This is a genomic window from Pseudoroseomonas cervicalis, assembly GCF_030818485.1.
GTDB lineage: Bacteria > Pseudomonadota > Alphaproteobacteria > Acetobacterales > Acetobacteraceae > Pseudoroseomonas > Pseudoroseomonas cervicalis_A.
This window is the reverse complement of the sequence record NZ_JAUTAJ010000004.1, coordinates 86,185-112,008: the sequence shown is the minus strand read 5'-3', so window position 1 is coordinate 112,008 and position 25,824 is coordinate 86,185. Positions and strand designations below refer to the sequence as shown.

27 protein-coding genes are annotated in these 25,824 nt (G+C 71.4%); 12 read left to right on the top strand and 15 right to left on the bottom strand.

Annotated features, from left to right (window positions below):
* Nucleotides 1-36: 36 nt before the first annotated feature.
* Entirely contained in the window at nt 37-1,422 is a 1,386-nt protein-coding gene (locus QE401_RS04370) for a GntP family permease (protein ID WP_307137047.1), read from the top strand.
* A 42-nt stretch (nt 1,423-1,464) separates the two neighbouring features.
* Here the strand turns inward: QE401_RS04370 and QE401_RS04365 are convergent, their stop codons facing one another.
* The 5 genes from QE401_RS04365 to QE401_RS04345 all read right to left on the bottom strand — a co-directional run bounded on the left by QE401_RS04365 (nt 1,465) and on the right by QE401_RS04345 (nt 7,000).
* Complete coding sequence (locus QE401_RS04365) at nt 1,465-3,564, bottom strand: methyl-accepting chemotaxis protein (protein ID WP_307137046.1); 2,100 nt, start codon at nt 3,562-3,564, stop codon at nt 1,465-1,467.
* A gap of 113 nt (nt 3,565-3,677) precedes the next feature.
* The gene (locus QE401_RS04360) at nt 3,678-4,679 is read right to left on the bottom strand and encodes a LacI family DNA-binding transcriptional regulator (protein WP_307137045.1); all 1,002 of its coding nucleotides are present in this window, start codon (nt 4,677-4,679) and stop codon (nt 3,678-3,680) included.
* A 10-nt stretch (nt 4,680-4,689) separates the two neighbouring features.
* Nucleotides 4,690-5,505 carry a histidinol dehydrogenase gene (gene hisD, locus QE401_RS04355; protein ID WP_307137044.1) on the bottom strand — a complete coding sequence of 272 codons (816 nt, stop codon included), beginning with the start codon at nt 5,503-5,505 and terminating at the stop codon, nt 4,690-4,692.
* Nucleotides 5,456-5,977, bottom strand: coding sequence for a histidinol dehydrogenase (locus tag QE401_RS04350; protein WP_307137043.1), 522 nt, complete (start codon nt 5,975-5,977; stop codon nt 5,456-5,458). Before QE401_RS04350 ends, hisD begins: the two co-directional genes overlap by 50 nt.
* 246 nt (nt 5,978-6,223) lie before the next feature.
* Nucleotides 6,224-7,000: an SDR family NAD(P)-dependent oxidoreductase gene (locus QE401_RS04345; RefSeq protein ID WP_307137042.1), complete on the bottom strand. Its 777-nt coding sequence runs from the start codon at nt 6,998-7,000 to the stop codon at nt 6,224-6,226.
* 246 nt (nt 7,001-7,246) lie between these two features.
* Between QE401_RS04345 and QE401_RS04340 the strand changes: the two genes are divergently transcribed.
* The 4 genes from QE401_RS04340 to ctrA all read left to right on the top strand — a co-directional run bounded on the left by QE401_RS04340 (nt 7,247) and on the right by ctrA (nt 10,876).
* Nucleotides 7,247-8,656 (top strand): cytochrome ubiquinol oxidase subunit I, encoded by a 1,410-nt coding sequence (locus tag QE401_RS04340; protein ID WP_307137041.1) that lies wholly within the window; start codon nt 7,247-7,249, stop codon nt 8,654-8,656.
* 11 nt (nt 8,657-8,667) lie between these two features.
* A complete protein-coding gene (cydB, locus tag QE401_RS04335) occupies nt 8,668-9,732 on the top strand; it encodes a cytochrome d ubiquinol oxidase subunit II (protein WP_307137040.1) in 1,065 nt (354 codons plus the stop codon).
* Nucleotides 9,732-9,845 carry a DUF2474 family protein gene (locus QE401_RS04330; RefSeq protein WP_307137039.1) on the top strand — a complete coding sequence of 38 codons (114 nt, stop codon included), beginning with the start codon at nt 9,732-9,734 and terminating at the stop codon, nt 9,843-9,845. The genes cydB and QE401_RS04330 overlap by 1 nt, the downstream gene beginning before the upstream one ends.
* Nucleotides 9,846-10,117: 272 nt before the next feature.
* Nucleotides 10,118-10,876: a response regulator transcription factor CtrA gene (ctrA, locus tag QE401_RS04325; RefSeq protein WP_307137038.1), complete on the top strand. Its 759-nt coding sequence runs from the start codon at nt 10,118-10,120 to the stop codon at nt 10,874-10,876.
* Between the two features lie 63 nt (nt 10,877-10,939).
* Here the strand turns inward: ctrA and QE401_RS04320 are convergent, their stop codons facing one another.
* The 6 genes from QE401_RS04320 to QE401_RS04295 form a co-directional block, all read right to left on the bottom strand.
* Nucleotides 10,940-11,746, bottom strand: coding sequence for a CheR family methyltransferase (locus QE401_RS04320; RefSeq protein WP_307137037.1), 807 nt, complete (start codon nt 11,744-11,746; stop codon nt 10,940-10,942).
* Nucleotides 11,743-12,969, bottom strand: coding sequence for a protein-glutamate methylesterase/protein-glutamine glutaminase (locus QE401_RS04315; protein ID WP_307137036.1), 1,227 nt, complete (start codon nt 12,967-12,969; stop codon nt 11,743-11,745). Before QE401_RS04315 ends, QE401_RS04320 begins: the two co-directional genes overlap by 4 nt.
* The gene (locus QE401_RS04310; RefSeq protein WP_307137035.1) at nt 12,966-13,358 is read right to left on the bottom strand and encodes a response regulator; all 393 of its coding nucleotides are present in this window, start codon (nt 13,356-13,358) and stop codon (nt 12,966-12,968) included. The genes QE401_RS04315 and QE401_RS04310 overlap by 4 nt, the downstream gene beginning before the upstream one ends.
* A 13-nt stretch (nt 13,359-13,371) precedes the next feature.
* Nucleotides 13,372-13,866, bottom strand: coding sequence for a chemotaxis protein CheW (locus QE401_RS04305; protein WP_307137034.1), 495 nt, complete (start codon nt 13,864-13,866; stop codon nt 13,372-13,374).
* 10 nt (nt 13,867-13,876) lie between these two features.
* A complete protein-coding gene (locus tag QE401_RS04300; protein WP_307137033.1) occupies nt 13,877-16,558 on the bottom strand; it encodes a hybrid sensor histidine kinase/response regulator in 2,682 nt (893 codons plus the stop codon).
* Nucleotides 16,559-16,672: 114 nt separating this feature from the next.
* A complete protein-coding gene (locus QE401_RS04295) occupies nt 16,673-17,290 on the bottom strand; it encodes a histidine phosphotransferase family protein (protein WP_307137032.1) in 618 nt (205 codons plus the stop codon).
* Nucleotides 17,291-17,508: 218 nt separating this feature from the next.
* On the opposite strand from QE401_RS04295, the gene QE401_RS04290 reads away from it, so the two are divergent.
* The 4 genes from QE401_RS04290 to QE401_RS04275 all read left to right on the top strand — a co-directional run bounded on the left by QE401_RS04290 (nt 17,509) and on the right by QE401_RS04275 (nt 20,015).
* Nucleotides 17,509-17,730 (top strand): DUF3553 domain-containing protein, encoded by a 222-nt coding sequence (locus tag QE401_RS04290; RefSeq protein WP_475638069.1) that lies wholly within the window; start codon nt 17,509-17,511, stop codon nt 17,728-17,730.
* Nucleotides 17,727-18,482, top strand: coding sequence for a sulfite exporter TauE/SafE family protein (locus QE401_RS04285; protein ID WP_307137031.1), 756 nt, complete (start codon nt 17,727-17,729; stop codon nt 18,480-18,482). Before QE401_RS04290 ends, QE401_RS04285 begins: the two co-directional genes overlap by 4 nt.
* 128 nt (nt 18,483-18,610) lie before the next feature.
* Nucleotides 18,611-19,603: a GTP 3',8-cyclase MoaA gene (gene moaA / locus QE401_RS04280; protein WP_307137030.1), complete on the top strand. Its 993-nt coding sequence runs from the start codon at nt 18,611-18,613 to the stop codon at nt 19,601-19,603.
* A gap of 4 nt (nt 19,604-19,607) precedes the next feature.
* Nucleotides 19,608-20,015 carry a hypothetical protein gene (locus QE401_RS04275; protein WP_307137029.1) on the top strand — a complete coding sequence of 136 codons (408 nt, stop codon included), beginning with the start codon at nt 19,608-19,610 and terminating at the stop codon, nt 20,013-20,015.
* A gap of 74 nt (nt 20,016-20,089) precedes the next feature.
* Here the strand turns inward: QE401_RS04275 and QE401_RS04270 are convergent, their stop codons facing one another.
* From QE401_RS04270 to QE401_RS04260, 3 genes are all read right to left on the bottom strand, one after another.
* Nucleotides 20,090-20,746, bottom strand: a complete 657-nt coding sequence (locus QE401_RS04270; RefSeq protein WP_307137028.1) for a hypothetical protein — start codon at nt 20,744-20,746, stop codon at nt 20,090-20,092.
* Complete coding sequence (locus tag QE401_RS04265; protein ID WP_307137027.1) at nt 20,743-21,372, bottom strand: YjbE family putative metal transport protein; 630 nt, start codon at nt 21,370-21,372, stop codon at nt 20,743-20,745. Before QE401_RS04265 ends, QE401_RS04270 begins: the two co-directional genes overlap by 4 nt.
* 236 nt (nt 21,373-21,608) lie before the next feature.
* Nucleotides 21,609-22,259: a TerC family protein gene (locus tag QE401_RS04260; protein ID WP_307137026.1), complete on the bottom strand. Its 651-nt coding sequence runs from the start codon at nt 22,257-22,259 to the stop codon at nt 21,609-21,611.
* 201 nt (nt 22,260-22,460) lie between these two features.
* On the opposite strand from QE401_RS04260, the gene purB reads away from it, so the two are divergent.
* Both purB and QE401_RS04250 read left to right on the top strand, forming a co-directional pair.
* Nucleotides 22,461-23,798, top strand: a complete 1,338-nt coding sequence (gene purB, locus QE401_RS04255; RefSeq protein WP_307137025.1) for an adenylosuccinate lyase — start codon at nt 22,461-22,463, stop codon at nt 23,796-23,798.
* Nucleotides 23,799-23,936: 138 nt separating this feature from the next.
* The gene (locus tag QE401_RS04250; RefSeq protein ID WP_307137024.1) at nt 23,937-24,284 is read left to right on the top strand and encodes a hypothetical protein; all 348 of its coding nucleotides are present in this window, start codon (nt 23,937-23,939) and stop codon (nt 24,282-24,284) included.
* A 91-nt stretch (nt 24,285-24,375) separates the two neighbouring features.
* On the opposite strand, the gene QE401_RS04245 is transcribed toward QE401_RS04250, so the two are convergent.
* Entirely contained in the window at nt 24,376-24,702 is a 327-nt protein-coding gene (locus QE401_RS04245; RefSeq protein ID WP_307137023.1) for an accessory factor UbiK family protein, read from the bottom strand.
* Between the two features lie 117 nt (nt 24,703-24,819).
* On the opposite strand from QE401_RS04245, the gene rfaD reads away from it, so the two are divergent.
* Complete coding sequence (gene rfaD, locus QE401_RS04240; protein WP_307137022.1) at nt 24,820-25,812, top strand: ADP-glyceromanno-heptose 6-epimerase; 993 nt, start codon at nt 24,820-24,822, stop codon at nt 25,810-25,812.
* The last annotated feature ends 12 nt before the right edge of the window (nt 25,813-25,824 follow it).

Sequence of the window (25,824 nt, the reverse complement as noted above, 5' to 3'; positions counted from 1 at the left end):
CGGGCGCGGTGGCCATCCTCCAGCAGGAGACATCCCTTGATCGGCACTCTGGCCATCATCCTCTCGCTCGCCGGGCTGATGTATTTCGCCTATCGCGGCTACAGCGTGCTCTACCTCGCCCCGCTCATGGCCGCCGTCGCGGTGCTGATGGCGCAGGGCGGGCCGTTGCTGGCGACCTACACCCAGGTCTTCATGACCAGCCTCGGCCGCTATGTCGTGCTGTTCTTCCCGATCTTCATGCTGGGCGCCATCTTCGGAAAGCTGATGGCCGATAGCGGCTCCTCCACCACCATCGCCCACACCATCGTGCGCAAGCTCGGCGCCCGGCACGCCATCGCGGCGGTGACGCTGGCCTGCGGCGTGCTGACCTATGGCGGCGTCTCGCTCTTCGTCGTGGCCTTCGCCATCTACCCGATCGCCGCGGCGCTGTTCCGCGAGGCGAAGGTGCCGAAGCGGCTGATCGCGGGCGCCATCGCGCTCGGCTCCTTCACCTTCACCATGACCGCCTTTCCCGGCACGCCGGCGATCCAGAACGCCATCCCGACGCGCTTCTTCGGCACCACCACCTTCGCCGCCCCCGGCCTCGGCATCATCGCCGGCTGCATCATGCTGTTCGGCGGCCTGGCCTGGCTGCAATGGCGCGCCCGCAAGGCGCAGGCCGCCGGCGAAGGCTATGGCGACCACCAGGAGAATCTGCCGCAATTCGACGAGGGCGAGCGCCCGGGCTTCGCGCTCTCCATGCTGCCGATCGTCGTGGTGATCGGGCTGAACGCGCTGTTCTCGCTGGTCGTCTTCCCGCGCATGGATCTCGGCTACCTGGCGCAGCAGATCTACGGCAATGTCGCCCCCGCCGCGGTGATCGGCACCTGGGCGCTGATCGTGGCGCTGGTCGGCGCCATCCTGACCGTGCTGCTGCTGCAGCGCCGCCATCTGCGCGACCCGCAGAAGACGCTGAACGAAGGCACGATGGGCTCCATGCTGCCCATCTTCAACACCGCGAGCGAGGTGGGCTATGGCGCCGTCATCGCCTCGCTGGCCGCCTTCGTGCTGGTGCGCGACTTCGTCGTCGGCATCGCGCCCGACACGCCGACCATCTCGCTCGCCATCGCGGTGAACGCGCTGGCGGGCATCACCGGCTCGGCCTCGGGCGGGTTGTCGATCGCGCTGGAGACGCTGGGCAGCACCTATCTGGAGCGCGCCAACGCGCTCGGCATCAGCCCGGAGCTGCTGCACCGCATCGCCACCATCTCCTCCGGCGGCTTCGACTCGCTGCCGCACAATGGCGCGGTGATCTCGCTGCTGACCATCACCGGCCTCACCCACAAATCCTCCTATGGGGACATCTTCGTGGTGAATCTGGTGATCCCGGTCACCGCGCTGATCGTGGTGATCGCGCTCGGCGCCATGGTCGGCGCCTTCTGACACGGCGCGGCGCGGGGCCCTGCCCGCGCCGCCGCCACCGCGTCAGGCCGCCTTCAGGCCGGAGAGGAAATCCGACACCTGCCGGCGCAGCGTCTCGGATTGGCGCGACAGCTCGCCGGCGGCGTTCAGCACATCCTGCGCGGCGCCGCCGGTCTCGCCCACCAGCTGCGACACCTCCCCGACATGCTGCGTCACGCTGCGGGTGCCATCCGCCGCCTGCTGCACATTGCGGGCGATCTCCCGCGTCGCCACACCCTGCTGCTCCACCGCCGCGGCGATGGCGCCGGTGATCTGGCCGACCTCGCCGATGGTGCCGGCGATGCCCTGGATGGCCAGCACCGCCTCCTGTGTCACCTGCTGGATCTGGCCGATCTGCGTCGCGATCTCCTCGGTGGCGCGGGCGGTCTGGCTGGCCAGCGACTTCACCTCGGACGCCACCACGGCGAAGCCCTTGCCGGCCTCCCCGGCCCGCGCCGCCTCGATCGTCGCGTTCAGCGCCAGCAGATTGGTCTGGCCGGCGATGCTGCTGATCAGCCCGACCACGTCACCGATGCGCTGCGCCGCGGCCGAGAGCGCGCGCACCGTGGCGTCGGTGCGCTGCGCATCCTCCGCCGCGCGGGAGGAGACGGTGTTGGAGCGCTGCACCTGCCGGGCGATCTCGGTCACCGACGCCGCCAGCTGCTCCGCCGCCGCCGCCACGGTCTGCACATTGGCGTTGGCTTCGGAGGCCGAACTGGCCACCGCCCCGGCCCGGCCATCCGCCTGGCTGGCGCCCTCGCGCATCGCCTGGGCGGTGCTCTGCAGCTCGGTCGCCGCGGCCGCCAGCATGGCGACGAGCTGCCCCGCATCCCGCTCGAAACCCTGCGCCAGCGCTTCCACCCGGGCGGCGCGGGCGGCCTTCTGCGCCTGCTCGGCGCGCTGCGCCTCGGCCAGCCGGTCCCCCTCGATCATGCTCTGGCGGAACACCTGCACGGCGCCGGCCATGGCGCCGATCTCGTCGCGCCGCCCCGCGCCCGGGATGGCGGCGGCGAAGTCGCGCTCCGCCAGCCGGCGCATCGCCGCCGTCATCGCCAGCAGCGGGCGCGAGACGCGGCGCGACACCGCCAGCCAGGCACCCAGCGCCACCGCCAGCGCCAGCGCCAGCCCCGTCAGGTAGAAGGCCAGCCGTGCCGTCGCAGCCGCCGAGGCGGCCGCCGCCAGCTGCGCCGCCTCCTCCCCCGCCGCGGCGCTCAGCCCGCGCAGCGCCTCGATCACCGCCGTCGCCTCCTGCCACCATTGCTCGCCCGCCACGGGATAGGGCTGGCCGGCCAGGCCGGCGGCGTAGATGGCGCGGCGGGTCTGCTGGAAGGGGCCCGCCAGCCGCTCCCGCGCCAGGGCCGCGGCGCGCGCCGCCGGCGTGCTGCCATCATGCTCCAGCGCCGCCTCGATCATGCCCCAGGCGGTCTCCACCCGGCCGCGATGGGTCGCCAGCTCCTCCATCTGCGCCTGCGGGATCGGTGCGCCGCGCGCCAGCAGGCCGGCGATGGTGCCGCGCTCGCGTCCCAGGAATTCGGTGGCCAGCCAGACGAAATGCTTGAGGCCCTGCAGCGCGGCCAGCCGCGCCTCGGTGCCGTCGCCCTGGCCGCGCTGCGCCAGGCGCAGCGCCTGCGAGGCCTCGATCAGCCCGCGCATGCCCTCCCACCATTGCGCCGGCAGCGCCGTCTCCCGCGCCGCGCGGGGCTGTGCCAGGGCGGTGTCGACGCGCTGGCGCAGCGCGGCCACCGCCGCCTCGGCCGTCGCCAGCCCGGCCGCGTGGCGGGCCATGGCGGGGTCGGCCATCTGGCCGGTCGCCTGCAGCCGGGCGCGCGCCTCGGCCAGCGCGGCATCGGCGGTGCGGCGCTGCTGCTGCAGCGCGGCCCGGCGCTCGGGGCTGGCCGGCGCCTCGGCCCCCAGCGCCATGGCGGTGCCGCCGCGCTCCGCCGCCCAGCCGCCGGCGGCCGCCAGCAGCAGGTCGGCGGTGGCATTCGCCTCCAGCGCCAGCCCGGCCTCGTCGCGCTGCTGCAGCGCGCTGCGCAGGCCGAGCAGCGCCTGGGACAGCGCCAGCGCCGCCAGCAGGCCGATGACCGCGTAGAGGATGGCGCGGAGAGAGAGTCGGTTCAGCATGCGGCAGGCCCCTGGCGACGCGGCCCCGCTTCCTGCGGGGCGGCAACAGCAGGGCATGGGCCGCGTTGACGCACCGTGTATCGCGCCGCGTCATAGGGGCGCCGCGCGCGCCCTCAGAGCGAGGCGCGGCGCAGCAGCTCGGCCGGCAGGCGCTGGCGGTGCGGGGCGGGGCCGGCCTCCCCGGCCAGGCGCTGGCGCAGCAGCGCCACGCTGGCGGCCACCATCGCCGCCACCGGCTGGCGCAGCGTCGCCAGGCCATAGGCCGGCCAGGCGGCCATCGGGATATCGTCGAAGCCGATCACCGACACCGCCTCCGGCACGCGCCGGCCGAGCCCGTGGCGCAGCGCGTCCAGCCCGCCCAGCGCCAGGATGTCATTGGCGAAGAACAGCCCATCCGCATCGCCGGCGGCGAGGGCTGCGCGGTGGCCGGCCTCGTAGCTGTAGCCGCCGGCCTCGATGCGGCGCGGCGGCGGCAGGCCGCGCTCGGCGAAGACGGCGAAGAAGCCGGCCTCGCGCTCGCGGCTGGTCGAGGTGTCGGCGCGGCCGGCGACGAAGGCGATATGCCGGCGGCCGCGCTCCAGCAGCGCCTCGGCCGCCATGCGCCCGCCGGCGACATTGTCGCAGGCGACGCTGTCGAGCGGCGTGTCCTCGCCGCCCGCGCGGTTGAACAGCAGGGCGGCGCGGCCATCGCCCAGCCAATGCGCGGCGCCGGCCGAGGACAGGCTGGCCGAGGTCACCACCACCGCATCGACATGGTATTGCCGCAGCATCGGCAGGGCGGCATCCGCCTCCTGCCCGGGCGGCACGGTCAGCAGCAGGGTCTGGAAACCCGCCGCCTGCAGCGCCTGGGAGAGCTGCTCCAGCACCGCCGGGTAGAAGGGGTTGGACAGCTCGCCCATCACCAGCCCGACCAGGCTGGAGCGGCGGCGCGACAGCGAGGCGGCGATGATGTTGGGCCGGTAGCCCATCGCGGTCGCCGCCTCCAGGATGCGCGCGCGCATCTCCGGCGCGATCGAGGCGCCGGGGCTGAAGGCGCGCGAGACCATGGATTGCGACACGCCGAGCTGCCGCGCCAGGTCGCGCGCCGTCACCATGCCGGCGCGCGGCGCCGGCATGGCAGGTCCCTCAGGCGGCGTTCTTGCCGCCATAGCGCCGCACGCGGATATCCGCCTGCTCCTTGTGCCCGGCGAAATTCTCGATGGCGCAGAGGCGCGAGCAGTATTCGCCGATCATCGCCGAGGCCTCGGGCTTCACCTCCTGCCAGGTGCAGGTCTTGATGAACTTGCCGACCCAGAGCCCGCCCGTGTAGCGCGCGGCCTTCTTGGTGGGCAAGGTGTGGTTGGTGCCGATCACCTTGTCGCCATAGGCCACATTGGTCTCGGGGCCAAGGAACAGCGCGCCATAGTTGCGCATGTTATCGCGGAACCAGCGCGGGTCGCGCGTCATCACCTGCACATGCTCGGAGGCGATGTCGTCCGCCACCTGCAGCATCTCCTCCTCCGTGTCGCAGAGGATCACCTGGCCATGGTCGCGCCAGGCGATGGAGGCGATGTCGGCGGTGGGCAGCACGGCGAGCTGGCGCTGGATCTCCGCCTCGATGCCCTCGGCGATCTTCTGCGACGTCGTCAGCAGCACGGCGGGCGAGGTCGGGCCATGCTCGGCCTGGCCCAGCAGGTCGGTGGCGCAGATCTCCACATCCACCGTGTCGTCGGCGATCACCAGCGTCTCGGTCGGGCCGGCGAAAAGGTCGATGCCGACACGCCCATAGAGCTGGCGCTTGGCCTCGGCCACGAAGGCGTTGCCCGGGCCCACCAGCATGTCCACCGGCTTGATGGTCTCGGTGCCGATCGCCATCGCCGCCACCGCCTGGATGCCGCCAAGGAGAAAAATCTCATCCGCCCCGGCCATGTGCATGGCGGCCACCGTCGCGGCCGGCGCCACGCCCGTTCAGCGGCGGGGTGCAGGCGATGACGCGCGGCACGCCGGCGACCTTCGCGGTCAGCACCGACATATGCGCGCTGGCCACCATCGGGTAGCGGCCGCCGGGGATGTAGCAGCCGACGCTCTCGACGGGGATGTGCTTGTGGCCGAGCGTGACGCCGGGCAGCGTCTCCACCTCCACATCCTGCATCGAGGCGCGCTGCACCTCGGCGAAGCGGCGGATCTGGCTCTGCGCGAATTTGATGTCCTCGATCACCTGCGCGGGCAGGCTGTCGATCAGCGCCTGGATCTCGGCCCCCGAGAGGCGGAAGCTCTCCGGCGACCATTTGTCGAATTTCTGCGAGAGCTCGCGCACCGCGGCGTCGCCGCGCGCCTCGACATCGGCCAGGATGCCCTCGACCGTCTGGCGCACCTTGCGGTCGTATTCGGCCGTCTCGGCGGCCTCGGCGCCCTTCTTCAGATAGCGGATCATGGCGGTCCCTCCTCTGCTTCGCGGGGAGAGTGGGGGCGTTTGCATACGGATGCAAGCGCGGCTTTGCATCCGTATGCAAGGAGACCCCGCGAAGGGTCTCAGCAGGATTTCAGCAAGGCCTTCTTTTTCTGAAGAAAAAGAAGCAAAAAGACTTTGTCCGTTGGCGTCCCGCCTCAGGCCCGATGCGGGCCGCCAAGCTGAAAAAAGTTTTTTGGTTCTTTTTTCCAAAAAAGAACTTTTCCTTTTTTACTCCGCTGTCCACCCGCCATCGACCAGCAGCGCGCTCCCGGTCATCAGCGCCGAGGCGTCGGAGGCCAGGAACAGCACCGCCCCCATCAGGTCTTCCACCTGGCCGACGCGGCCGAGCTTGATCTTGCCCAGCACCCAGTCGCGGAAGGCGGCCTCCTGGAAGAAGGGCCGGGTCAGCGGCGTCTCGATGAAGGTCGGGCAGAGGGTGTTCACCCGGATGCGGTGCGGGCCGAGCTCGATCGCCATGGCCTTGGTCATGCCCTCCATGGCGTGCTTGCTGGCGCAGTAGACGCTGCGGCGCGGCCCGCCGACATGCCCCATCTGCGAGGAGAGCTGGATGATCGAGCCGGGCCGGCCCGCCTCCACCAGCCGCTTCGCCACCGCCTGGGCCAGGAAGAAGCAGGCCCGCAGGTTCAGCGCCATCACCGCGTCGAAATCCGCCTCCGTCACCTCCAGGAAGGGCGCGGGGCGGTTGGTGCCGGCATTGTTGACCAGGATGTCATAGGGCTCCCGCGCCGCCAGCGCCGCATTCACCGCCGGCAGCTCGGCGGCGTCGATCTGCAGCGTGTCGGCCTGGCCGCCAGCGGCGCGGATGGCGTCCGCCGCCGCGCCGATCTCGCCGGCGCTGCGCGCGGCCAGGGTGACATGGGCGCCGGCCTCGGCCAGGGCTGCGGCGGCGGCCAGGCCGATGCCCCGCCCCGCCCCGGTGACCAGCGCGCGCCGCCCATCCAGCCGCAGCGAGGGCGTGCGCGGCAAGGTGATGGCTTCGCTCATGGGCGTCTCCTTCCTCCGGTGTCGGGGGATTTCCTAGACTGATCCGGGGCCGGCCGGCAAAGCGCGGCGTGCGGCCCCGGCTGCAACGAAACCCGGCATGGCGGGTTAGCGCTGCGGGAAAGGGGGCGGCCAGGCTTCCGCCGGCCTTCCTGCGCGCCGGCGCCAGCCCGGGGAGGGTGGCGGCCGGACGGGCGATGGGCGGCGCCGTTCCCTTGCCGGCGGCCCGCCGGGCAAAGGGGGCTCCGCATGGAGATGCTGCCAAGCGCGCTGGACCTGGCACGGTTCCAGTTCGCCTTCACCATCACCTTCCACTTCATCTTCCCGGCCTTCACCATCGGGCTGGCCAGCTTCCTGGCGGTGCTGGAAGGGCTGTGGCTCTTCACCGGGCGGAGCGCCTATCTCGACCTGTTCAAATACTGGCTGAAGGTCTTCGCCATCGCCTTCGCCATGGGCGTCGTCTCCGGCGTCGTCATGTCCTACCAGATCGGCACCAACTGGTCGGTCTTCGCCGACCGCACCGGCAATGTGCTGGGCCCGCTGCTGGGCTATGAGGTGCTGACCGCCTTCTTCCTGGAGGCCGGCTTCCTCGGCATCATGCTGTTCGGGCTGGAGCGCGTCGGCAAGAAGCTGCATTTCGCGGCGACACTGCTGGTCGCCATCGGCACGCTGATCTCCTCCTTCTGGATCCTCTCGGCCAATAGCTGGATGCACACGCCGGGCGGCCACAGCATCGGCCCGAACGGGCTGTTCATGCCGGAGGATTGGTGGGCGATCATCTTCAACGCCTCCTTCCCCTACCGGCTGGCGCACACCGTCACCGGCGCCTATCTGACCACCGCCTTCATCGTCGGCGCCGTCGGCGCCTGGCATGTGCTGCACGACCGCGGCAATGAGCGGGCGCGCATCATGTTCTCCATGGCGATGTGGATGGCGGCGATCGTCGCACCGCTGCAGATCGTCATCGGCGACATGCACGGGCTGAACACGCTGCAGCACCAGCCGCAGAAGGTCGCGGCGATGGAGGGGCATTGGGAGCGTCAGCGCGGCGCGCCGCTGATCCTGCTCGGCCAGCCCGACATGGCGCGGGAGGAGACGCGGGTCTGGCTGGAGATCCCGCGCCTCTCCGCGCTGATCCTGACGCATGAATGGGATGGCGAGACGCCGGGGCTGAAGGATGTCCCGCGCGAGGAGCGGCCGACCAATGTGCCGCTGGTGTTCTGGGCCTTCCGCATCATGGTCGGGCTGGGCACGGCGATGGCGGCGATGGGGCTGGTGTCGCTGCTGCTGCGCTGGCGCGGGCGGCTCTATGACACGCCGCTTTTCCTGCGCGCGGCGGTGGCGATGGGCCCCTCCGGCCTCATCGCGGTGACGGCGGGCTGGACCACCACCGAGGCCGGGCGCCAGCCCTACACCGTCTATGGCCTGCTGCGCACGGCGGACAGCGTCTCGCCCCTGGCGGCGCCGGCGGTCGCGACCTCGCTGCTGGCCTTCATCCTGGTCTATTTCATCGTCTTCGGCGCCGGCATCTGGTTCCTGTTCCGGCTGTTCGCGCACCCGCCGCACACCGCCGAGGAAGGGCCGCGCCAGGACGAGCCGATCCGCACCGCCGGCACCGTGCCCGGCGCCGCGCAGCACGCGCATCCCGATCGCGCCTGAGGAGGACGACCATGGAACAGCACCTTCCGCTGATCTGGGCGATGCTGATCGCCACCGCCGTCTTCCTCTATGTGGTGATGGACGGGTTCGATCTCGGCCTCGGCATCCTCTTCCCCTGGTTCCGGGAGAAGGATGAGCGCGACGTGATGGTCAATTCCGTGGCCCCCGTCTGGGACGGCAACGAGACCTGGCTGGTGATGGGCGGCGCCGGCCTCTTCGCCGTCTTCCCGCTGGCTTATGCCACCATCTTCCCCGCCATCTACCTGCCGCTGATCCTGATGCTGCTGGCGCTGATCTTCCGTGGCGTCTCCTTCGAGATGCGCTTCAAGGCGGCGACGAAGCGGGCGCAGACCTGGTGGGACCGCGCCTTCTCCTGGGGCAGCTATGTGGCGGGCTTCTGCCAGGGCATCGCGCTCGGCGCCGTGGTGCAGGGCATCCGGGTGGAGAACCGCGCCTATGCCGGCGGCTGGTGGGACTGGCTGACGCCCTTCTCCCTGCTGACCGGGCTGGCGCTGCTGGTAGGCTATGGGCTGCTCGGCGCCTGCTGGCTGATCTGGCGCACCGAGGGCGAGATCGCCGCCAAGTCGCGCCGCGCGGCGCGCATCCTGGGCATCGCGACGCTGGGCGCCATCGCCCTGGTCAGCCTGATCATGCCCTTCCTGCAGCCGGCCTTTTTCGAGCGCTGGTTCGCCATGCCCTGGATGCTGCGCGCCGCGCCGGTGCCGATCCTGGTGGCCTTCCTCGCCTGGCGCTTCTTCCGCGCCATCCCGGCGACGGCGGAGCGCGAGGCGGCGGCGGCGCACGACCCGACGGGGCGGCATTTCCGCTGGCGCGACGGCGCGCCCTTCCTCTACGCGCTGGGCTGGTTCTTCCTGTCCTATACCGGGCTCGGCATCAGCCTCTGGCCGCATATCGTGCCGCCCAGCATCACCATCTGGGACGCCGCCGCCGCCCCCTCCTCCCTGGCCTTCCTGCTGGTGGGGGCGGTGGTGCTGCTGCCGATCATCCTGGGCTACACCGCCTACACCTACTGGATCTTCCGCGGGAAGGTGCGGGTGGGCGAGGGCTACCACTGATGGCGGCGCCCAAGGCGCTGCAGCGGCTGGGCTGGTTCCTGCTGCTCTGGCTGGGCGGCGTGGCCAGCCTGACGGTGGTGGCCGGGCTGATTCGCTGGATCCTGAAGGGCTGAGCAGCCCTCAACCGCTGGTTATGCACTCAACCTGGAGGCGAGGCGCTGCAGGGCGCCTCGCCCCGTCCGGCGCCATTGCGCGCCATCCCCATAAATCGTTGTTTTCTTTCACCCCACCGCGGCGATGTCGCATCAAATGGCGATTTCGGCACTCGGTTTTTCGTTTTTTTAAACTGTGTCTCGATTATTAAAACGTCTCAAAGGTGAAAAACCGCTTCGCCACTCTCGCGAAAGTGGTAAGAATGCACGCAGGGATTGTGGAGGACCGAGAGATGCGTGTGCTTCTGGTTGAGGACGACCTGACCACCGCCCGCGGCGTCGCGATGATGCTGAAGGCCTCGGCGATGATCGCCGACACCGCCGGCACCGGCGAGGAAGCGCTGGAGCTGGCCGGGCTCTACGATTACGACATCATCATCCTGGACATCATGCTGCCCGACATGGAGGGGTATGAGGTCGTCCGCCGGCTGCGCGGCAACCGCGTGGAAACCCCGGTGCTGATCCTCTCCGGCCTGTCGCGGCCGCAGGCCAAGGTGAAGGCCTTCGGCATGGGCGCCGACGACTTCATCACCAAGCCCTTCGACCAGCAGGAGCTGATGGCGCGCATCCAGGCCATCATCCGCCGCGCCAAGGGCTTCAGCCAGCCGACGCTCTCGGTCGGGCCGCTGACGCTCAATCTCGGCTCGCGCGATGTGCGGGTGAATGAGCGCGAAGTGCACCTGACCGGCAAGGAATACGCCATCCTGGAGCTGCTGGTGCTGCGCAAGGGCCTGGTGCTGACCAAGGAGGTGTTCCTGAACCATCTCTATGGCGGCATCGACGAGCCCGAGGCGAAGATCATCGATGTCTTCATCTGCAAGCTGCGCAAGAAGCTGGCCCAGGCCGGGGCGGGCGAGCTGATCGGCACCGTCTGGGGCCGCGGCTATGTGCTGCGCGACCCGACCGGCCTGTCCGCCCGCTTCCCGGTGCCGGAGATGCCGGCGGCGGCCGTCGCCCCGCAGCCCCAGAACCAGCCTCAGCCCGTCGCCTGAGGCGCAGCGGAAAGGGGGCCGGCTCAACCGCCGGCCCCCCTTTCGCATCAGGCCCGCACCCTGTCAGGCATGGGCGCCGGCCAGCGCATAGGCGCCACGCTCGCCGGTCACCGGCACCAGCCGGTCGGTCAGGCCCAGCACCGTCTCCGCGCCGCCGAGATAGAGCACCCCATCCGGCGCCAGCTGCGCGGCCAGGGCGTTCAGCACCTTGCCCTTGGTCGGCGGGTCGAAATAGATCAGCACATTGCGGCAGAAGATCACGTCGAACCGGCCGAGCTGCCGGTGGTCGCCCAGCAGGTTGCGCTCCTCGAACCGCGCCATGGCGCGCAGCTCGGGCGCCACGCGCCATTTGCCGCTTTCCTGCTTGAAGTACTTCACCAGCATCTGCACCGGCAGGCCGCGCTGCACCTCGAACTGGGTGAAGACGCCGTCGCGCGCCCGCTCCACCACCTCGCGCGACAGGTCGCTGCCATAGATCTCGGCCTCGCGGATGCCGGCCTCGCGCAGCACCATGGAGATGGAATAGGCCTCCTGCCCGGTCGAGCAGGCGGCCGACCAGATGCGGAATTTGTGCCCCGGCGGCCGCGCCGTCTGCAGCTTCGGCAGCAGCCGCTTCAGATGGTCGAAGGGCTTGCCGTCGCGGAAGAAGCTGCTTTCATTGGTGGTCAGCGCCTCCGTCACCGCGCGCGCCAGCGTCTCCGCCCGCGCATCCTTCAGCCGGATGGCCAGCAGATCCAGGCTGGCAATGCCCTCCTGCTTCAGGATCGGCGCCAGGCGCGTATCCAGCATGTATTCCTTGTCCGGCGTCAGGACGATGCCGGAGCGCGCCTTCACCAGCGCCGCGATCGAGGCGAAACTATCCGCGTTCATGCCACCCCTCCGGCGGAGGACAGGCCCGCCGTTCCGAATTGCGCCAAAACCTTGTCGGCCAGCTGTTCCGGCGGCAGCAGCGCCTGCGCCAGCCCCGCCTTCGCCACCGCCCCCGGCATGCCCCAGACCACGCTGGAAGCCTCGTCCTGGGCCAGCACCATGCCGCCGGCGGCGGCCACCGCCTTGCAGCCCAGCATGCCGTCCTGCCCCATCCCGGTGAGGATGACGGCCAGGACCCGCCCCTCGCAGGCCTTGGCGGCGCTGCGCAGCATCGGGTCCACGGCGGGGCGGCAGAAATTCTCGGGCGGATCCATGGTCAGCCGGGCCTGCAGCCCGGCCGCCGCCGCCTCCACCAGCAGATGCCGGTCGCCCGGCGCCACATAGATGCGCCCCGGCAGCAGCGCCTCGCCCTCCTTCGCCTCGGCCGCCTGCGGCCCGCCCAGGCGGGAGAGGTGATCGGCCAGCATGGCGGTGAAGCCGGCCGGCATGTGCTGCACGATGACGATCGGCACCGGCAGCGGCGTGGTCAGGCGCCGGACGAAGCCGGCCAGCGCCTGCGGCCCGCCGGTGGAGGAACCGATGGCCAGCAGCCGCGGCTTCTTCCCCGCCCCCGCCAGGGCACGCTGCGGCGCCGCCGCCGCCAGCCCCGCCGGCCCGCCGGCCGTCATGCCCACCGGCACGCCCCCCGCCAACGGCGAGGGCGCGCGCAGCCCGGGCCTGGGCGGCGCAGGGGGCGACACCGCGCCCGGGATCTGTGTCGGTGGCGCCCGCATGCGCGCCCAGCCTTTCACCTTGGCCAGCAGCTCGGCACGGAAGCCGGGATCGCTCATCCCGCCCTCCGCCGCCCTGGGCTTGGGGACGTAATCGGCGGCGCCGGCGCGCATCGCCGCCATGGTGACCTCCGCCCCGCGCTGGGTCAGCGCGCTGGCGACGATCACGGCGAGCGAGGGCTGCGCCTTCAGCAGCAGCGGCAGCGCCGTCATGCCATCCATCACCGGCATTTCGAGATCCAGCAGCATCACCTGCGGCCGGGTCTCGCGAGGCAGGGTGTGCAGCGTGTCCAGCGCCTGCTGGCCATCGCCCACCCGCGCCACCACCTGCACCGCCGGATCCGATTCCAGGATGCGCGCGAAGGCGGAGCGGACGGTGGGGCTGTCATCGCACAGCATCACGCGCACCGGCCGGTCCGCCTGCGCCGCCCGGTCGGGCAGCGCCAGCGTCACGGCTCGGCTTCTTCCGCCACGAAGCCCAGCTGCACCAGCTTGCCGGTCATGATGGCGTCGTCGAACGGCTTCATGATGTATTCCTGCGCGCCGGCGCCCAGCGCCATGACGATGCGGTCGAACTCGCTCTCGGTGGTGCAGAGCATGATCACCGGCTCGTCCGGGCCGAACTCCGCCCGCGCCGCCTTGAGGAATTCCAGCCCGTCCATCACCGGCATGTTCCAGTCCAGCAGCACCAGGCGCGGCAGCGCGGCGCGGCAGGCATGCAGCGCCTGCTGGCCATCCTCCGCCTCGGTCACGGTGAAGCCGTGCCGCTCCAGGATGCGACGCGCGGCCTTGCGCACGACGCGGCTGTCATCGACCACCAGGCAGGTCAGCGCCTCGTCCATCACACCCTCTCCTTCAACCGATCGCCAGAATGCGATCCACATCGAGAACGATCAGCAGCCGCTCATCCTGGCGGTGCACGCCGCGCGACACGTCGCGCCAGACCGGATCCAGCGTCGGCGGATTGCCGGCGAAGCCATCCCCCGGCAGCGGCACCACCTCGCCCACCGAATCCGACAGCAGGCTGTAGAGTTCGCCGCCCTGCTCGACGACCACGCTCATCGGCGGCCCCGCATTGGCGGCGCGCTCCGGCAGGCCGAGCCGCCGCCGCAGATCGATCGCGGTGACGATGCGGCCGCGCAGATTGAGGCTGCCCGCCACCTCGCGCGGCGCCAGCGGTACCCGCGTGATCGCCTGGGAGGACAGGATGTCGCGCACCGCCAGCACCGGCACGCCGCAGAGCTGGCCCGCCACCGTCAACGTCAGGAACATCTCCGCCGCGCTGTCGCCCAGCCCGGCCACGGCGGGACGGGATGGGGCGGTGCCGCCGGTTCGCATCTGTGTCTGCATCATCCCCTCCTCAGAGCGTCGCCGGCAGCGGCATGTGCTGCTGCAGCGAGGCCAGCAGCGCGTCGCGATCCGACTTGCCGATGTATTCGATGAAGCCGGCCTCGTGCGCGATGCGCACCTGCTCCGGATCGACGCGGCCGCTCAGCGCGATCATCGGCACATGGCGCCAGCCGCCCTCGGCGCGCACGGCGCGCGCCAGGCCCATCCCGTCCAGCTCCGGCATCTCGATGTCGGAGATGATGATGTCGAACATCGCGCCCTGGTCGCGCAGCTGCAGCGCCTGCAGCCCGGTATCCACCGCCACCACCTCATAGCCCGCGGCGGTCAGCCCCGGCACCAGCAGGTGGCGGAAGAAGGCGCTGTCCTCGACCAGCAGCACACGCTTGGTCGCCTGCGTCATGCTGGGCGGGCGAAACCAGTCATCGCCGGCCTGGCGCAGCCACCAGGCGCAATCCATGACATCCGTCACCTTGCCGCCGATCACCGCGCTGCCGAGATAGCCCGACAGCTCGCTGGTGCCCTCGACCATCAGATGCTCCTCGATCACGTCGAGGATGGCATCCACCATCAGCCCCATGCTGCGGTCGCGGTCGTTGAACACCAGCACCGCCTGGCGGCGTCCCGGCTCGGGCGGCATCCAGCTCGGCGACATCGGGATCAGCGGCATCAGCTTGCCGCGATACTGCACCAGCGTCTTGCCGCCGGAATGCTCGATGCTCTCGGCCGGCAGATCCTCCAGCCGCGCGACCAGGCCGAGCGGCACCGCCTTCGGCGTGTCGTCGCCGGCGCGGAACAGCAGCAGCGCCGTGCGCTCCGAGGAGCGCTGGCCGCGCAGGCCCTCGGGGCCGCGCGTCGCATCCTCGCTCGGCCCGTCGGCGCCCACCCCCGTGGCGCGGGCGATGCCGTTGGGGTCGAGGATCATGATGACGCTGCCATCGCCCAGGATGGTGTTGCCGCTGAACATCGTCACATGGCGCAGGATCGGCGCCACCGGCTTGACCACGATCTCCTCGGTGTCGAACACCTTGTCGACGATGATGCCGAAGACATTGGCGCCGACCTGGGTGACGACCACGAAGCCCTCATCCGGCTTGGCATCCTCCGCCCGGCTGTCCAGCTGCAGCAGCCGCGACAGCGAGACCAGCGGCAGCAGCTTGTCGCGCAGCCGCATCACCGGCGTCGCATGGATGCGCTCGATCTGCGCGCCCTCGCTGCTGCCGCCGGCGCGCACCAGCTCGACCACGCCGATCTGCGGGATGGCGAAGCGCTCGCCGCCGGCCTCGACGATCAGCGCCGAGACAATGGCCAGCGTCAGCGGGATCTTGATGAAGAAGGTCGTGCCCTTGCCCTCGACCGAGCGCAGGTCGATGGTGCCGCCGATCTTCTCCACATTGGTCTTCACCACATCCATGCCGACGCCGCGGCCGGAGACCGAGGTGATGGCGGCGGCGGTGGAGAAGCCGGCGCGGAAGATGAAGTGCTGCACCTCCCGCTCGCTCATCCCGGCGATCTCGGCCTCGGTCGCCAGCCCCTGGCTCAGCACCTTGGCCTTGATCTTCTCGACCGACAGGCCGCGGCCATCATCGCCGATCTCGATGATGATGTGGCCGCCCTCGTGATAGGCGTTCAGCATCACCCGCCCGAGCTCGGGCTTGCCGGCGGCGCGGCGCTGCTCGGGCGTCTCCAGCCCGTGATCGCCGCTGTTGCGCACCATATGCGTCAGCGGGTCCTTGATCAGCTCCAGCACCTGCCGGTCCAGCTCGGTCTCGGCGCCCTTCATCACCAGCTCGATCTTCTTGCCCAGCTCGTTCGCCAGGTCGCGCACGATGCGCGGCAGCTTCTGCCAGGCATTGCCGATCGGCTGCATGCGGGTCTTCATCACCCCTTCCTGCAGCTCGGAGGTGATGTGGGAGAGGCGCTGCAGCGGCACGGTCAGCGCCGCGTCGCTGCGCGCACGCACCAGCTGCAGCAGCTGGTTGCGGGTCAGCACCAGCTCGCTCACCAGCGTCATCAGGTCTTCCAGCACATCGACCGCGACGCGGATGGTCTGCGGCGGCGCGGCGCCCCCGCCGCCGGCCGGCGCGGCGGCGGCGGCGGCCGGCGCGGCCTCGGTCTCGGCGGCGGCGTTCACCACGGGCGGCGGCGGCGGGGTCGGCAGGGATGGCGCCTCGGCCACCGGCTCCGGCGCCGTGGCGGGCGCAGCGGCCTCGGCGGCCGGCTCGGCGAAGGGATCGACCGCCAGCGTGCCGGCGGCCGGCGGCGCTTCGGCGGCGGGGGCGGCGGCCGCCGGGGCGGCCCCGGGCGCGACCGGCATCTCGCCGCGCCAGGCGGCGTCCAGCGCCGCGATCAGCCGGGTGTCGTCGCCCTGCGGCTCGCTGCCCGAGGCTTCCAGCCCGGCGACGATGGTCTTCAGGCAGTCGATCGCGGAGAGGATCAGGGTGATGCCCTCGGGCGTCACCTTCAGCGAGCCGTCGCGATACTTGCCGAGCACATTCTCGGCGGCATGCGCCACCTTCTCCAGCCGCGACAGGCCGAGGAAGCCGCAGGTGCCCTTGATGGTGTGCACGCTGCGGAAGATTTCCGACAGGGTCGGCTTGTCGTCCGGCGCCTTCTCCAGCTTCAGCAGCGCCACGTCGAGCGACGCCAGCCCCTCATTCGTTTCGGTCAGGAAGTCTGCAAGAAGGTCGTCCATCGCATTCCCCGGCGGCTGGCGGTTCCGCAAACTGGAGCGAGGAGCGCGAAGAAAGGGTAAAGGCAGGTGCCATGTGGTGACGCCTCGCGGCGCCGGCGCGGGCGCCGCCGCGCCTCAGGCGCGGGGTGCCAGCAGCAGGGCGGCGGCGGCCTCGCCCGGGCTGGCCGGGCCTTCGCCGGGCGGCAGCAGCATTACCTCCCACTCGGCCTGGGCCGCCAGCCTGCCCAGCATCGCCGCCAGCACGGTGCGCGGGCCGGGCTCGGCCTCGCCGGTCAGCACGGCGGCCAGCGCCGCGGGCCAGGCGGCGCCGCGCCCTTCCGGCAGCACCGCCAGCCCGCCGCCCGGATGGCGCAGCAGCCGCACCGTGCCGCCACGCGGCAGCGCCTCCCCGGCCAGCATGGCGGCGGCCAGCAGCAGCTGCGCCTCGGGGGCGCCCAGCACCTCGGCCTCGGCCAGGCCCTCGGGGCGCAGCACGGCGCGGCCGCCGGCGGGCATGCCGTCGAGCAGCGTCAGCGCCTCCTGCACCGAGAGCGGGCCGGTGCCAGCGCCGCAGGCGGCGCGCCAGAATTTCAGCCGGCGGCGCAGCACCGCGGCGGCGTCGCGCGCCAGCTCGGCGGCTTCCGGATCCTCGCCCAGCAGGTCGATCGCGCCGGCGACGGTGCCGAGCGGCCCCACCAGATCATGGCACAGACGCGCGCAGAGATCCTGCGCCAGCGCCGCATCCTGCTCCATCGACGACCTCCTGACGGCCCGCCGGCCGGGCCGCGCCCCCATGGCGCGGCCGCGCGGCGCCCTCGCCACCCCGGCTCCCGGCCCGAGCCCGGGGCCATCCGGCGGCGGCCCGGCCACCGCGCGCGGGGCGGGCCCGCAGCGCAGGCCTAGCCTTGCCGGATGCGGATCGGGTTAACGTGGTCGCAAGGCTATTCTCACGCTTCCGTGATAGTCCAGCCTTGCGTGACCTCCTGGCGGCGCGGCGCGGCAGCGGCCACCCTGGCGGCATGTCCTTCTCCCTCGAGCCTGGCCAGCTGGTGCGCCACCCCGACCGCCCCGATTGGGGGCTGGGCCAGGTCCAATCGGTCGCCGGCCCGCGCGTGACGGTGAATTTCGAGCATGCCGGCAAGCTGCTGATCAACGCCGCCCAGGTGGCGCTCGAGGTGGTGGAAGCGCCGTGAGCGGCGGCTTCGACGCGGCGCTGGCGCTGCTGCAGGGCGGCCCGCTGCTGGTCGCCGCCGCGGCGACGCTGATCGCCGGGCTGATGCGCGGCTATTCCGGCTTCGGCACCGCCATCCTGCTGGCCCCGGTCTATTCCACCCTCTGGGGGCCGCGCATCGGCGTGCCGGTGATGCTGCTGATGGAGCTGTTCGTCTCCGCCTATCTGCTGCCGCGCGCCTTCGCCCAGGCCAACCGGCGGGTGATCTTCTCGATCGGCGGCGCCGCCATCCTGGCCACCCCGCTCGGCGCCTACATCCTGTTCGTGGCCGATGGCGGCACGCTGCGCCGCGCCATCGGGCTGTTCGTGCTGGTCTTCGGCCTGCTGCTGATGTCGCCCTGGCGCTATCACGGGCAGCGGCCGCTGGGGCTGAACCTGGCGGTCGGCACCGTGTCGGGGCTGCTGAAGGGCGCCACCGGCATGTCCGGGCCGCCGGTCATCCTCTATCTGCTCTCGGGGCCTGAGGCGGCGGCGCAGCACCGCGCCAACCTGATCCTGTATTTCGGGCTGATCGGCATCGTGGCCGTCATCCCGCCGCTCTGGGGCGGGCTGGTGGGCTGGCCGGTGCTGCTGCTGGTCGCGGTGATGCTGCCGCTGCTGCTGGCCGCCGTGCCGGTGGGCGCGCGGCTGTTCCATGTCATCCCGATCGGCTGGTATCGCCGCCTGGCGCTGCTGGCCCTGGTCGGCGCCGGCGGCTTCGCCCTGCTGGCCTGAGCCCGCCCCCCCCCCGCCCCCGAGGCCGGAACACGTCTTCCCTGCGGCCGGCGCGGGCCGCGGCCCCTTGCGCGGCCGGGGTGGCGCGGCCCAAATACAGGGGCCCCTCTTGCACAGGATGTTGCCGCATGATCGACCCGTTCGGCCGGCGGATCAGTTATCTGCGGGTCTCCGTGACCGACCGGTGCGACCTCCGCTGCGTCTATTGCATGGCGGAGGACATGACCTTCCTGCCCAAGGCGCAGATCCTCTCGCTGGAGGAGCTGGAGCGCCTCTGCGGCGCCTTCATCGGCCTCGGCGTCGAGCGGATCCGGCTGACCGGGGGCGAGCCGCTGGTGCGGCGCGACGTGATGTCGCTGGTGCGCAATCTGGGCGCCCGCATCGGCCCGGGCGCGCTGAAGGAGCTCACCCTCACCACCAACGGCACCCAGCTCGCCAAGCATGCCGAGGGGCTCTATGCCGCCGGGGTGCGGCGGCTGAACGTCTCGCTCGATTCGCTGGATCCGGCGACCTTCAAGGCGCTGACCCGCTGGGGGGAGATCGGCAAGACGCTGGACGGCATCTTCGCCGCCAAGGCCGCCGGGCTGGCGATCAAGATCAACGCCGTGGCCATGAAGGGCGTGAACGAGCAGGAATTCGACCGCATGATCGCCTGGTGCGGCGAGCATGGCTTCGACCTGACGCTGATCGAGACCATGCCGATGGGCGAGGTGAACGAGGACCGCACCGACCAGTACCTCCCCCTCTCCCTGGTGCGCCGCCGGCTGCGCGAGACCTGGACGCTGGAGGAGACCGACTACGCCACCGGCGGCCCGGCCCGCTACATGACCATCCGGGAGACGGGGCAGCGGCTCGGCTTCATCACGCCGATGACCCATAATTTCTGCGAAAGCTGCAACCGCGTCCGCCTCACCTGCACCGGAACCCTGTATATGTGCCTGGGCCAGGAGGATGCGGCGGATCTGCGCGCCGTCCTCCGCGACCCTTCGGTCGACGAGGAGGGTCTGCGCGCGGCGATCGAGGCGGCCATCGCCCGCAAGCCGAAGGGCCATGACTTCGTCATCGACCGGCGCAGCAACCGCCCCGCGGTGCCGCGCCATATGAGCGTGACAGGCGGCTGAACCCATGGATGGTGTGCGCAATATCGTGGCCTCCCTCTCCATCCCCGGCATGCCGGAATGGACCGGGCTGCTGCTGCTGCTGCTGGGCCTGCTCTGCGCCGCCGCCTTCCTGCTGATGCCCTTCAGCGTCTTCGGGGTGAAGGCGCGGCTGGAGGCGCTGGAGGTGCAGCTGGACGAGATCCAGGCCGAGCTGCGCGAGATCGCCCTGCGGCTGCAGGAGCCGGCCCTGGCCCGCCGCCCCGCCGCGCCGCCCGGCGATGAATGGGCCGAGCCGCCCTCGCTGGTGGCGCGCGGCCCGGCCGTGCCGCGCGACGCGCCGCGGGTGAGCCCGCCGGTACCGCCGCCGGCCGCCTGGCCGGAGCCGCAGGCCCGCCGCGCCGAGCCGAAGTTGGACTGGCCGCGCCAGCGCTGAGCGCGGGCCTTGCCGATACGGAAAGGGCCGGGGAAGCCATTCCCCGGCCCTTTTTGCGTCGCTCCGCCGCCGCGTCAGTTGGCGGCGGTGGTCACCGCATTGCCCCGCGCCGCCTGGGCGATGGTCTGGGTGAAGAGATCGGCGTCCATCTCGGTCAGCAGCGCCTTCTGGCGGGCCGGAACGGCGACGAAGACCTTCAGGTAGCGCCCGGCGGCGACGCCGACGCAGACCTGCTGCCACATGGCGGTGCGGCCATAGGTGCCTTCCAGCACGGCGCATTGCATCGGCGCGCCGCCCGGCACCGCCAGCACATGGCGGCCGGATTCGGTCATGCGGCGGCCGGGCGCCGGGCCGGTGGCCTCGGCCACGCCCTCATCCAGCCGCGGCGTGATGGCGCTGTCCGGCGTGTCGGGGCGCAGCGGCGGCTGGCCCTGATCATAGACCAGCACCGAGGCGATGGCGGCCCGCGCCGCGACCCCCGGCCGCGCCAGGGTGGAGTAATCCACGGCGCGGCCCTGGCCGGGCTGGCTGGCCTCCATGTCGGTGGTCATGCCGCGGGTGAAGCCCGCCGCCTGTTCCGGCAGCCGGGCCAGGGTCGCGTCCAGGCTGGGCCGCAGCGCAGCCTGGGCGGCGGCGGCGGTCGCGGCCTGCCGCGCCGGATCCTGCACGCAGCCGGCCAGCAGGCCGCCCGCGCCCAGGGCCAGCAGCAGGCCGAGCCCGCCCCCCCTCAATGCGCCGCCTCCGGCAGGGGCAGCCCCAGATGCAGTGTCGTGTTCGCCATAACCAGGCCCTCCCACAGCAATTCCAAGCCGATATAGGCAATCAGCGCGACGCCCACATAGGCGATGATCTTGTAGCGATCCAGCAGCTTCGCCAGCAGCCCGCCCGCCAGGCCCATCATCACGATGGAAATACCGAGGCCCACGATCAGCAGCGTCAGGTTGGAGCGCGCCACCCCGGCCACCGCCAGGACGTTGTCCAGGCTCATCGACACATCGGCCAGGATGATCTGCCACAGCGCCTGCAGCAGGGTCTTCTCCTGCGCCGGCTCGCCGCCCTCGGCGGCGTCGTCGCCGCCCTTGCGCAGCTCGCGGAAGAAGCTCCAGGCGATGTAGAGCAGCGCCAGGCCGCCCACCAGATCGACCCACCACAGCGCCAGCAGCAGCGTCGCGAAGATGGAGAAGACGATGCGCAGCACCGCCGCGGCGATGACGCCGAACAGCACGGCGCGGCTGCGCTGATGCGGCGGCAGGCCGGCGGCGGCCAGCCCGATCACCACCGCATTGTCCCCGGACAAGATGACGTTCAGCCAGATGATCTCGGCCAGTGGCCCGATCATGCCGGTCAGGTTTTCCATGAATTCTGGTCCCGCACTGAGGCCCCGCGGCGCCGCCCGGCACGGCCTGCGGGGTGGCCGCACGCTCGGGGCGCAGCGCCGCAGCGTCAAGCCGCGGGGGGTCGCGGAAGGCCCAGGGGACCGGTCCCCACCATTACGTAAATTTCATCAGATGCGGTATCAGCTTGCCATCCGCCCATGCAAAACGGGCCGCCCCTGGGGGCGGCCCGCTGCAATCCGTCCGGATTCGCGCCGGCTCAGCCGGGCTGGGCGCTGCCGCCCAGGCCGAGATAGGGCAGCACCTCGCCACCGCCCTTCCAGATCATCTCGACCGCCACATAGAGGATGACCAGCAGGCCGACCCAGGCGATCCAGCGGTGCCGCTCCAGCAGCTTGGCGATGAAGGTGGCGGCGACGCCCATCAGCACCACGGAGATGGCCAGGCCGACGACCAGCACCCAGAGATGGTCCTTGGCCGCGCCGGCGACCGCCAGGACGTTGTCCAGGCTCATCGACACGTCGGCCACCAGGATCTGGATGATGGCGCCGCGCAGCGTCTTGCGCTGGCCAGGGGCCTGCGCCGCCTGCTCCAGCTCGGCCTCGGTCACCTCGGGCTGGTGGCCGCGCTGCAGCTCGCGGAACATCTTGTAGCAGACCCACAGCAGCAGCACGCCGCCGGCGAAGGTCAGGCCGACGATGGCAAGCAGCTGCGTGGTGATGGCGGCGAAGCCGATGCGCATGATCGTCGCAGCGGCGATGCCCCAGAAGATCGCCTTGCGGCGCTGCTCGGCCGGCAGGCCGGCGGCGGCCATGCCGACCACGATCGCATTGTCGCCAGCCAGCACCAGGTCGATCAGCAGGACCTGCCCCAGCGCGATCAGCTCCGGCATCAGAGCCGAAAAATCCATGGACCCGTTATCCCTTCCCGGTCGCGAGACCCCGGCGCATAGAACCGCATCTGACATTGCACAACACTCATGTCGGGGACATGACTATTTTGCCATGTGCGGCCGGTTGACGCGGCCGGGCCTGGCGGCCATTCCCCGGGCGATCCCCGGCCGCCCGGCGGCCGCCCCCGCCTGCCCCCCCTTTGCCAGGAGAGACGCGCCATGGTGCCGCGCTATACCCGCCCCGAAATGGCCGCGATCTGGTCGCCCGAGGCGCGCTTCCGCATCTGGTTCGAGATCGAGGCGCTGGCGGCCGAGGCGATGGGGCAGCTCGGCACCATCCCGGCCGAGGCCGCCCGCGTGATCCGCGAGAAGGGCGAGCCGCGCGCCGCCGGCATCTCCCAGGCCGATCTGGACCGCATCGACGAGATCGAGCGCGAGACGCGCCACGACGTCATCGCCTTCCTGACCTGGCTGGGCGAGGGCATCGGCCCCGAGGCCCGCTTCATGCACCAGGGCATGACCAGCTCCGACGTGCTGGACACCTGCCTCTCGGTGCAGATGGTGCGCGCCGCCGACCTGCTGATCGCCGATCTGGACCGGCTGCTGGCGGCGCTGCAGGCGCGCGCGCTGGAGCACAAATACACGCCGACCATCGGCCGCAGCCACGGCATCCATGCCGAGCCCACCACCTTCGGCCTGAAGCTGGCCGGCCACTACGCCGAATTCGCCCGCTGCCGCGCGCGGCTGGTCGCCGCCCGCGCCGAGGTCGCCACCTGCGCCATCTCCGGCCCCGTCGGCACTTTTGCGAGTGTCGACCCCAGGGTCGAGGAATTCGTGGCCGCCAGGCTCGGCCTGGCGGTGGAGCCGGTCTCCACCCAGGTGATCCCGCGCGACCGCCACGCCGCCTATTTCTGCGCGCTGGCCGTCGTCGCCTCCGCCGTCGAGCGGCTGGCGACCGAGGTGCGGCACCTGCAGCGCTCCGAGGTGCGGGAGGCGGAGGAATATTTCCACCCCGGCCAGAAGGGGTCCTCCGCCATGCCGCACAAGCGCAACCCGGTGCTGAGCGAGAACCTGACCGGCCTGGCCCGGCTGGTGCGCGGCTATGCCATGCCGGCGCTGGAGAATGTGGCGCTGTGGCATGAGCGCGACATCAGCCATTCCTCGGTGGAGCGGGTGATCGGCCCGGACGCCACCATCGCGCTCGATTTCGCGCTGATGCGCGCCGCCGGGATGATGGAGAAGCTCACCGTCTATCCGGAGCGGATGACCGAGAATCTGGAGAGCCTGGGCGGGGTGGTGCACAGCCAGAAGGTGCTGCTGGCGCTGACCCAGGCCGGGCTGTCGCGTGAGGGCGCCTATCGCGCCGTGCAGCGCGCCGCCATGGCGACCTGGACGAAGCTCGGCAAGCCGGACGCGCTCAGCTTCCGCGACAATCTGCTGGCCGATGAGGAGGTGGCGGGCAAGCTGGACGCCGCCGGGCTGGATGCGGCGATCGACCCGCAGCGCGATTTCCGCCATGTCGAGACGGTGTTCGCCCGCGTCTTCGGCGCCGCCTGACGCGCCGCCCCGGGGCGGGCGGTCCCTGCCCCGGGGCACACGCAGCCGTGACGGGCGGCCATGAAGCCGCCCGGCCCTTGCCACGGTTCCGCCTTACGCGCTGGCCATGTTGTGGCCATGTCGAGGAGGAACCGAACCATGCCCGGCTTCCGCAAGCTTGCCGTGCTCGGGATGGCCGCCACCGGCCTGATGCTGGGCCTGGCGGCGTCTCCCGCCCCCGCCGCGGCGCGGGTGATCCCGGCGATCCAGGGCGTGACGCCCGGGGGCGCCCAGGCCGATGCGGCCGAGCTGCTGCTGGTCCATGACCATTGGCGCCGCCGGCACTATCACCGCCCGCACCACCGGCATTATTACGGCCCGCCGCCGCGCCGCTATTATTACGGGCCGCCGCCGCGCGCCTATTACCGGCCGCCGCCGCGCTACTACCGGCCGCCGCCGCCGCCGGTCTATTACCGCCCGCCGCCGCCGGTCTATTACGGCTACTGAGGCGCTGCCGCCCTCCGGCCCTGACGGTCCGGGGGGCGTCGCGTTTCCGGGGGCCGCCGCCCGGCGGTGACGCCGGGCTGGGCCTCGACGCTCAGACCGGCTTGCCGGGGCGGTCTTCCTCGGCCGCCCTGGCCTGCTTCGCCTCGGCCTCGGCCAGCTTCGCCTCCAGCGCGGCGACGCGGGTGGCGAGCGCGGTGCTCTCCTCGCGGGCGCGGCGGGCGACCTCGAGCGCGGCGTCGAGATCCTCGCGGCGCACCAGCTCCAGCTTCTGCACCATCGTCTCGACCTGCGACTTCGCCATCGATTCGACCTCGGCGCGCAGCCCGGCCATCACCGAGAAGGCGCCCCCGGCCATGCCGGCCAGGTCGTCGAAGAAGCGGCCACGGCGGTTGTTGCCGCCCTCGGACCCGGTATCCATCTGCTCTACCCTCCAATAGCGGCGCAACTTGCCCGCCGCCGCGCCAGCCGCCTATACCCGGCCGGCCCGGCGGGCGACCATCCCTCCCGCCCGCGATGCTCGCGGAAGGTCTCACGCATGTATCTGGTCACTGGCGGTGCCGGTTTCATCGGCTCCAACCTCGTCGCGGCGCTGTGCGCGCGCGGTGCCGAGGTGATGGTGTGCGACCGGCTGCGGGCCGGCGACCCGGGGCGGGAGAAATGGCGCAACCTGGCGCATCACGGCATCGCCGGCATCCTGCCGCCGGAGAAGCTCTGGGCCTGGCTCGAGACCCAGCCGAAGCCGGAGGCGATCCTGCATCTGGGCGCCATCAGCGACACCACGGTGCGCGATGGCGATCTGGTGGCGGAGAGCAACCTCTCCCTGACGCTGGCCCTGTTCGACTGGTGCGCCAAGCACGGGGTGCGGCTGGTCTATGCCTCCTCGGCCGCGACCTATGGCGACGGGGCGGAGGGGTTCGATGACGATGCCAGCCCCGCGGCGCTGGCGAAGCTGCGGCCGCTGAACCTCTATGGCTGGTCCAAGCATGCGACGGACCGGCGCATCGCCGATCTGCTGGCGCGCGGCCAGGCGGCGCCGCCGCAATGGGCCGGGCTGAAATTCTTCAACGTCTATGGGCCGAATGAGCACCACAAGGGCCGCATGAGCAGCGTGGTGCTGCACAAATTCCGCCAGATCCTGACCGGCGCGCCGGCCACCCTGTTCAGGTCGGACCGCGAGGGCATCGCCGATGGCGAGCAGCTGCGCGACTTCGTGCATGTCGATGACTGTGTCGAGATCATGCTGTGGCTGCTGGACAATCCGCAGGTCAGCGGGCTGTTCAATGTCGGCACCGGCACGGCGCGCAGCTTCCTCGACCTGACGCGGGCGCTGTATGCCGCGCTGGGCAAGACGCCGGAGATCGCCTTTGTCGAGATGCCGGTCGATCTGGTCGGCAAGTACCAGTATTTCACCCAGGCGCGGATGGAGCGGCTGCGCGCCGCCGGCTTCACCGGCAGCGCCACCAGCCTGGAGGATGGGGTTCGCCGCTATGTGCAGGACTTCCTGACCCAGCCCGACCCCTATCGCTGAGGCCATCCTCCC

Excerpts from the sequence above, each read along its gene's own strand:
- QE401_RS04365 (WP_307137046.1), bottom strand. The coding sequence starts at position 3,564 with ATGCTGAACCGACTCTCTCTCCGCGCCATCCTCTACGCGGTCATCGGC.
- QE401_RS04360 (WP_307137045.1), bottom strand. The coding sequence starts at position 4,679 with ATGCCGGCGCCGCGCGCCGGCATGGTGACGGCGCGCGACCTGGCGCGG.
- QE401_RS04350 (WP_307137043.1), bottom strand. The coding sequence starts at position 5,977 with ATGATCCGCTATCTGAAGAAGGGCGCCGAGGCCGCCGAGACGGCCGAA.
- QE401_RS04345 (WP_307137042.1), bottom strand. The coding sequence starts at position 7,000 with ATGAGCGAAGCCATCACCTTGCCGCGCACGCCCTCGCTGCGGCTGGAT.
- QE401_RS04340 (WP_307137041.1), top strand. The coding sequence starts at position 7,247 with ATGGAGATGCTGCCAAGCGCGCTGGACCTGGCACGGTTCCAGTTCGCC.
- cydB (WP_307137040.1), top strand. The coding sequence starts at position 8,668 with ATGGAACAGCACCTTCCGCTGATCTGGGCGATGCTGATCGCCACCGCC.
- QE401_RS04330 (WP_307137039.1), top strand. The coding sequence starts at position 9,732 with ATGGCGGCGCCCAAGGCGCTGCAGCGGCTGGGCTGGTTCCTGCTGCTC.
- ctrA (WP_307137038.1), top strand. The coding sequence starts at position 10,118 with ATGCGTGTGCTTCTGGTTGAGGACGACCTGACCACCGCCCGCGGCGTC.
- QE401_RS04320 (WP_307137037.1), bottom strand. The coding sequence starts at position 11,746 with ATGAACGCGGATAGTTTCGCCTCGATCGCGGCGCTGGTGAAGGCGCGC.
- QE401_RS04310 (WP_307137035.1), bottom strand. The coding sequence starts at position 13,358 with ATGGACGAGGCGCTGACCTGCCTGGTGGTCGATGACAGCCGCGTCGTG.
- QE401_RS04305 (WP_307137034.1), bottom strand. The coding sequence starts at position 13,866 with ATGCAGACACAGATGCGAACCGGCGGCACCGCCCCATCCCGTCCCGCC.
- QE401_RS04300 (WP_307137033.1), bottom strand. The coding sequence starts at position 16,558 with ATGGACGACCTTCTTGCAGACTTCCTGACCGAAACGAATGAGGGGCTG.
- QE401_RS04295 (WP_307137032.1), bottom strand. The coding sequence starts at position 17,290 with ATGGAGCAGGATGCGGCGCTGGCGCAGGATCTCTGCGCGCGTCTGTGC.
- moaA (WP_307137030.1), top strand. The coding sequence starts at position 18,611 with ATGATCGACCCGTTCGGCCGGCGGATCAGTTATCTGCGGGTCTCCGTG.
- QE401_RS04275 (WP_307137029.1), top strand. The coding sequence starts at position 19,608 with ATGGATGGTGTGCGCAATATCGTGGCCTCCCTCTCCATCCCCGGCATG.
- QE401_RS04265 (WP_307137027.1), bottom strand. The coding sequence starts at position 21,372 with ATGGAAAACCTGACCGGCATGATCGGGCCACTGGCCGAGATCATCTGG.
- QE401_RS04260 (WP_307137026.1), bottom strand. The coding sequence starts at position 22,259 with ATGGATTTTTCGGCTCTGATGCCGGAGCTGATCGCGCTGGGGCAGGTC.
- purB (WP_307137025.1), top strand. The coding sequence starts at position 22,461 with ATGGTGCCGCGCTATACCCGCCCCGAAATGGCCGCGATCTGGTCGCCC.
- QE401_RS04250 (WP_307137024.1), top strand. The coding sequence starts at position 23,937 with ATGCCCGGCTTCCGCAAGCTTGCCGTGCTCGGGATGGCCGCCACCGGC.
- QE401_RS04245 (WP_307137023.1), bottom strand. The coding sequence starts at position 24,702 with ATGGATACCGGGTCCGAGGGCGGCAACAACCGCCGTGGCCGCTTCTTC.
- rfaD (WP_307137022.1), top strand. The coding sequence starts at position 24,820 with ATGTATCTGGTCACTGGCGGTGCCGGTTTCATCGGCTCCAACCTCGTC.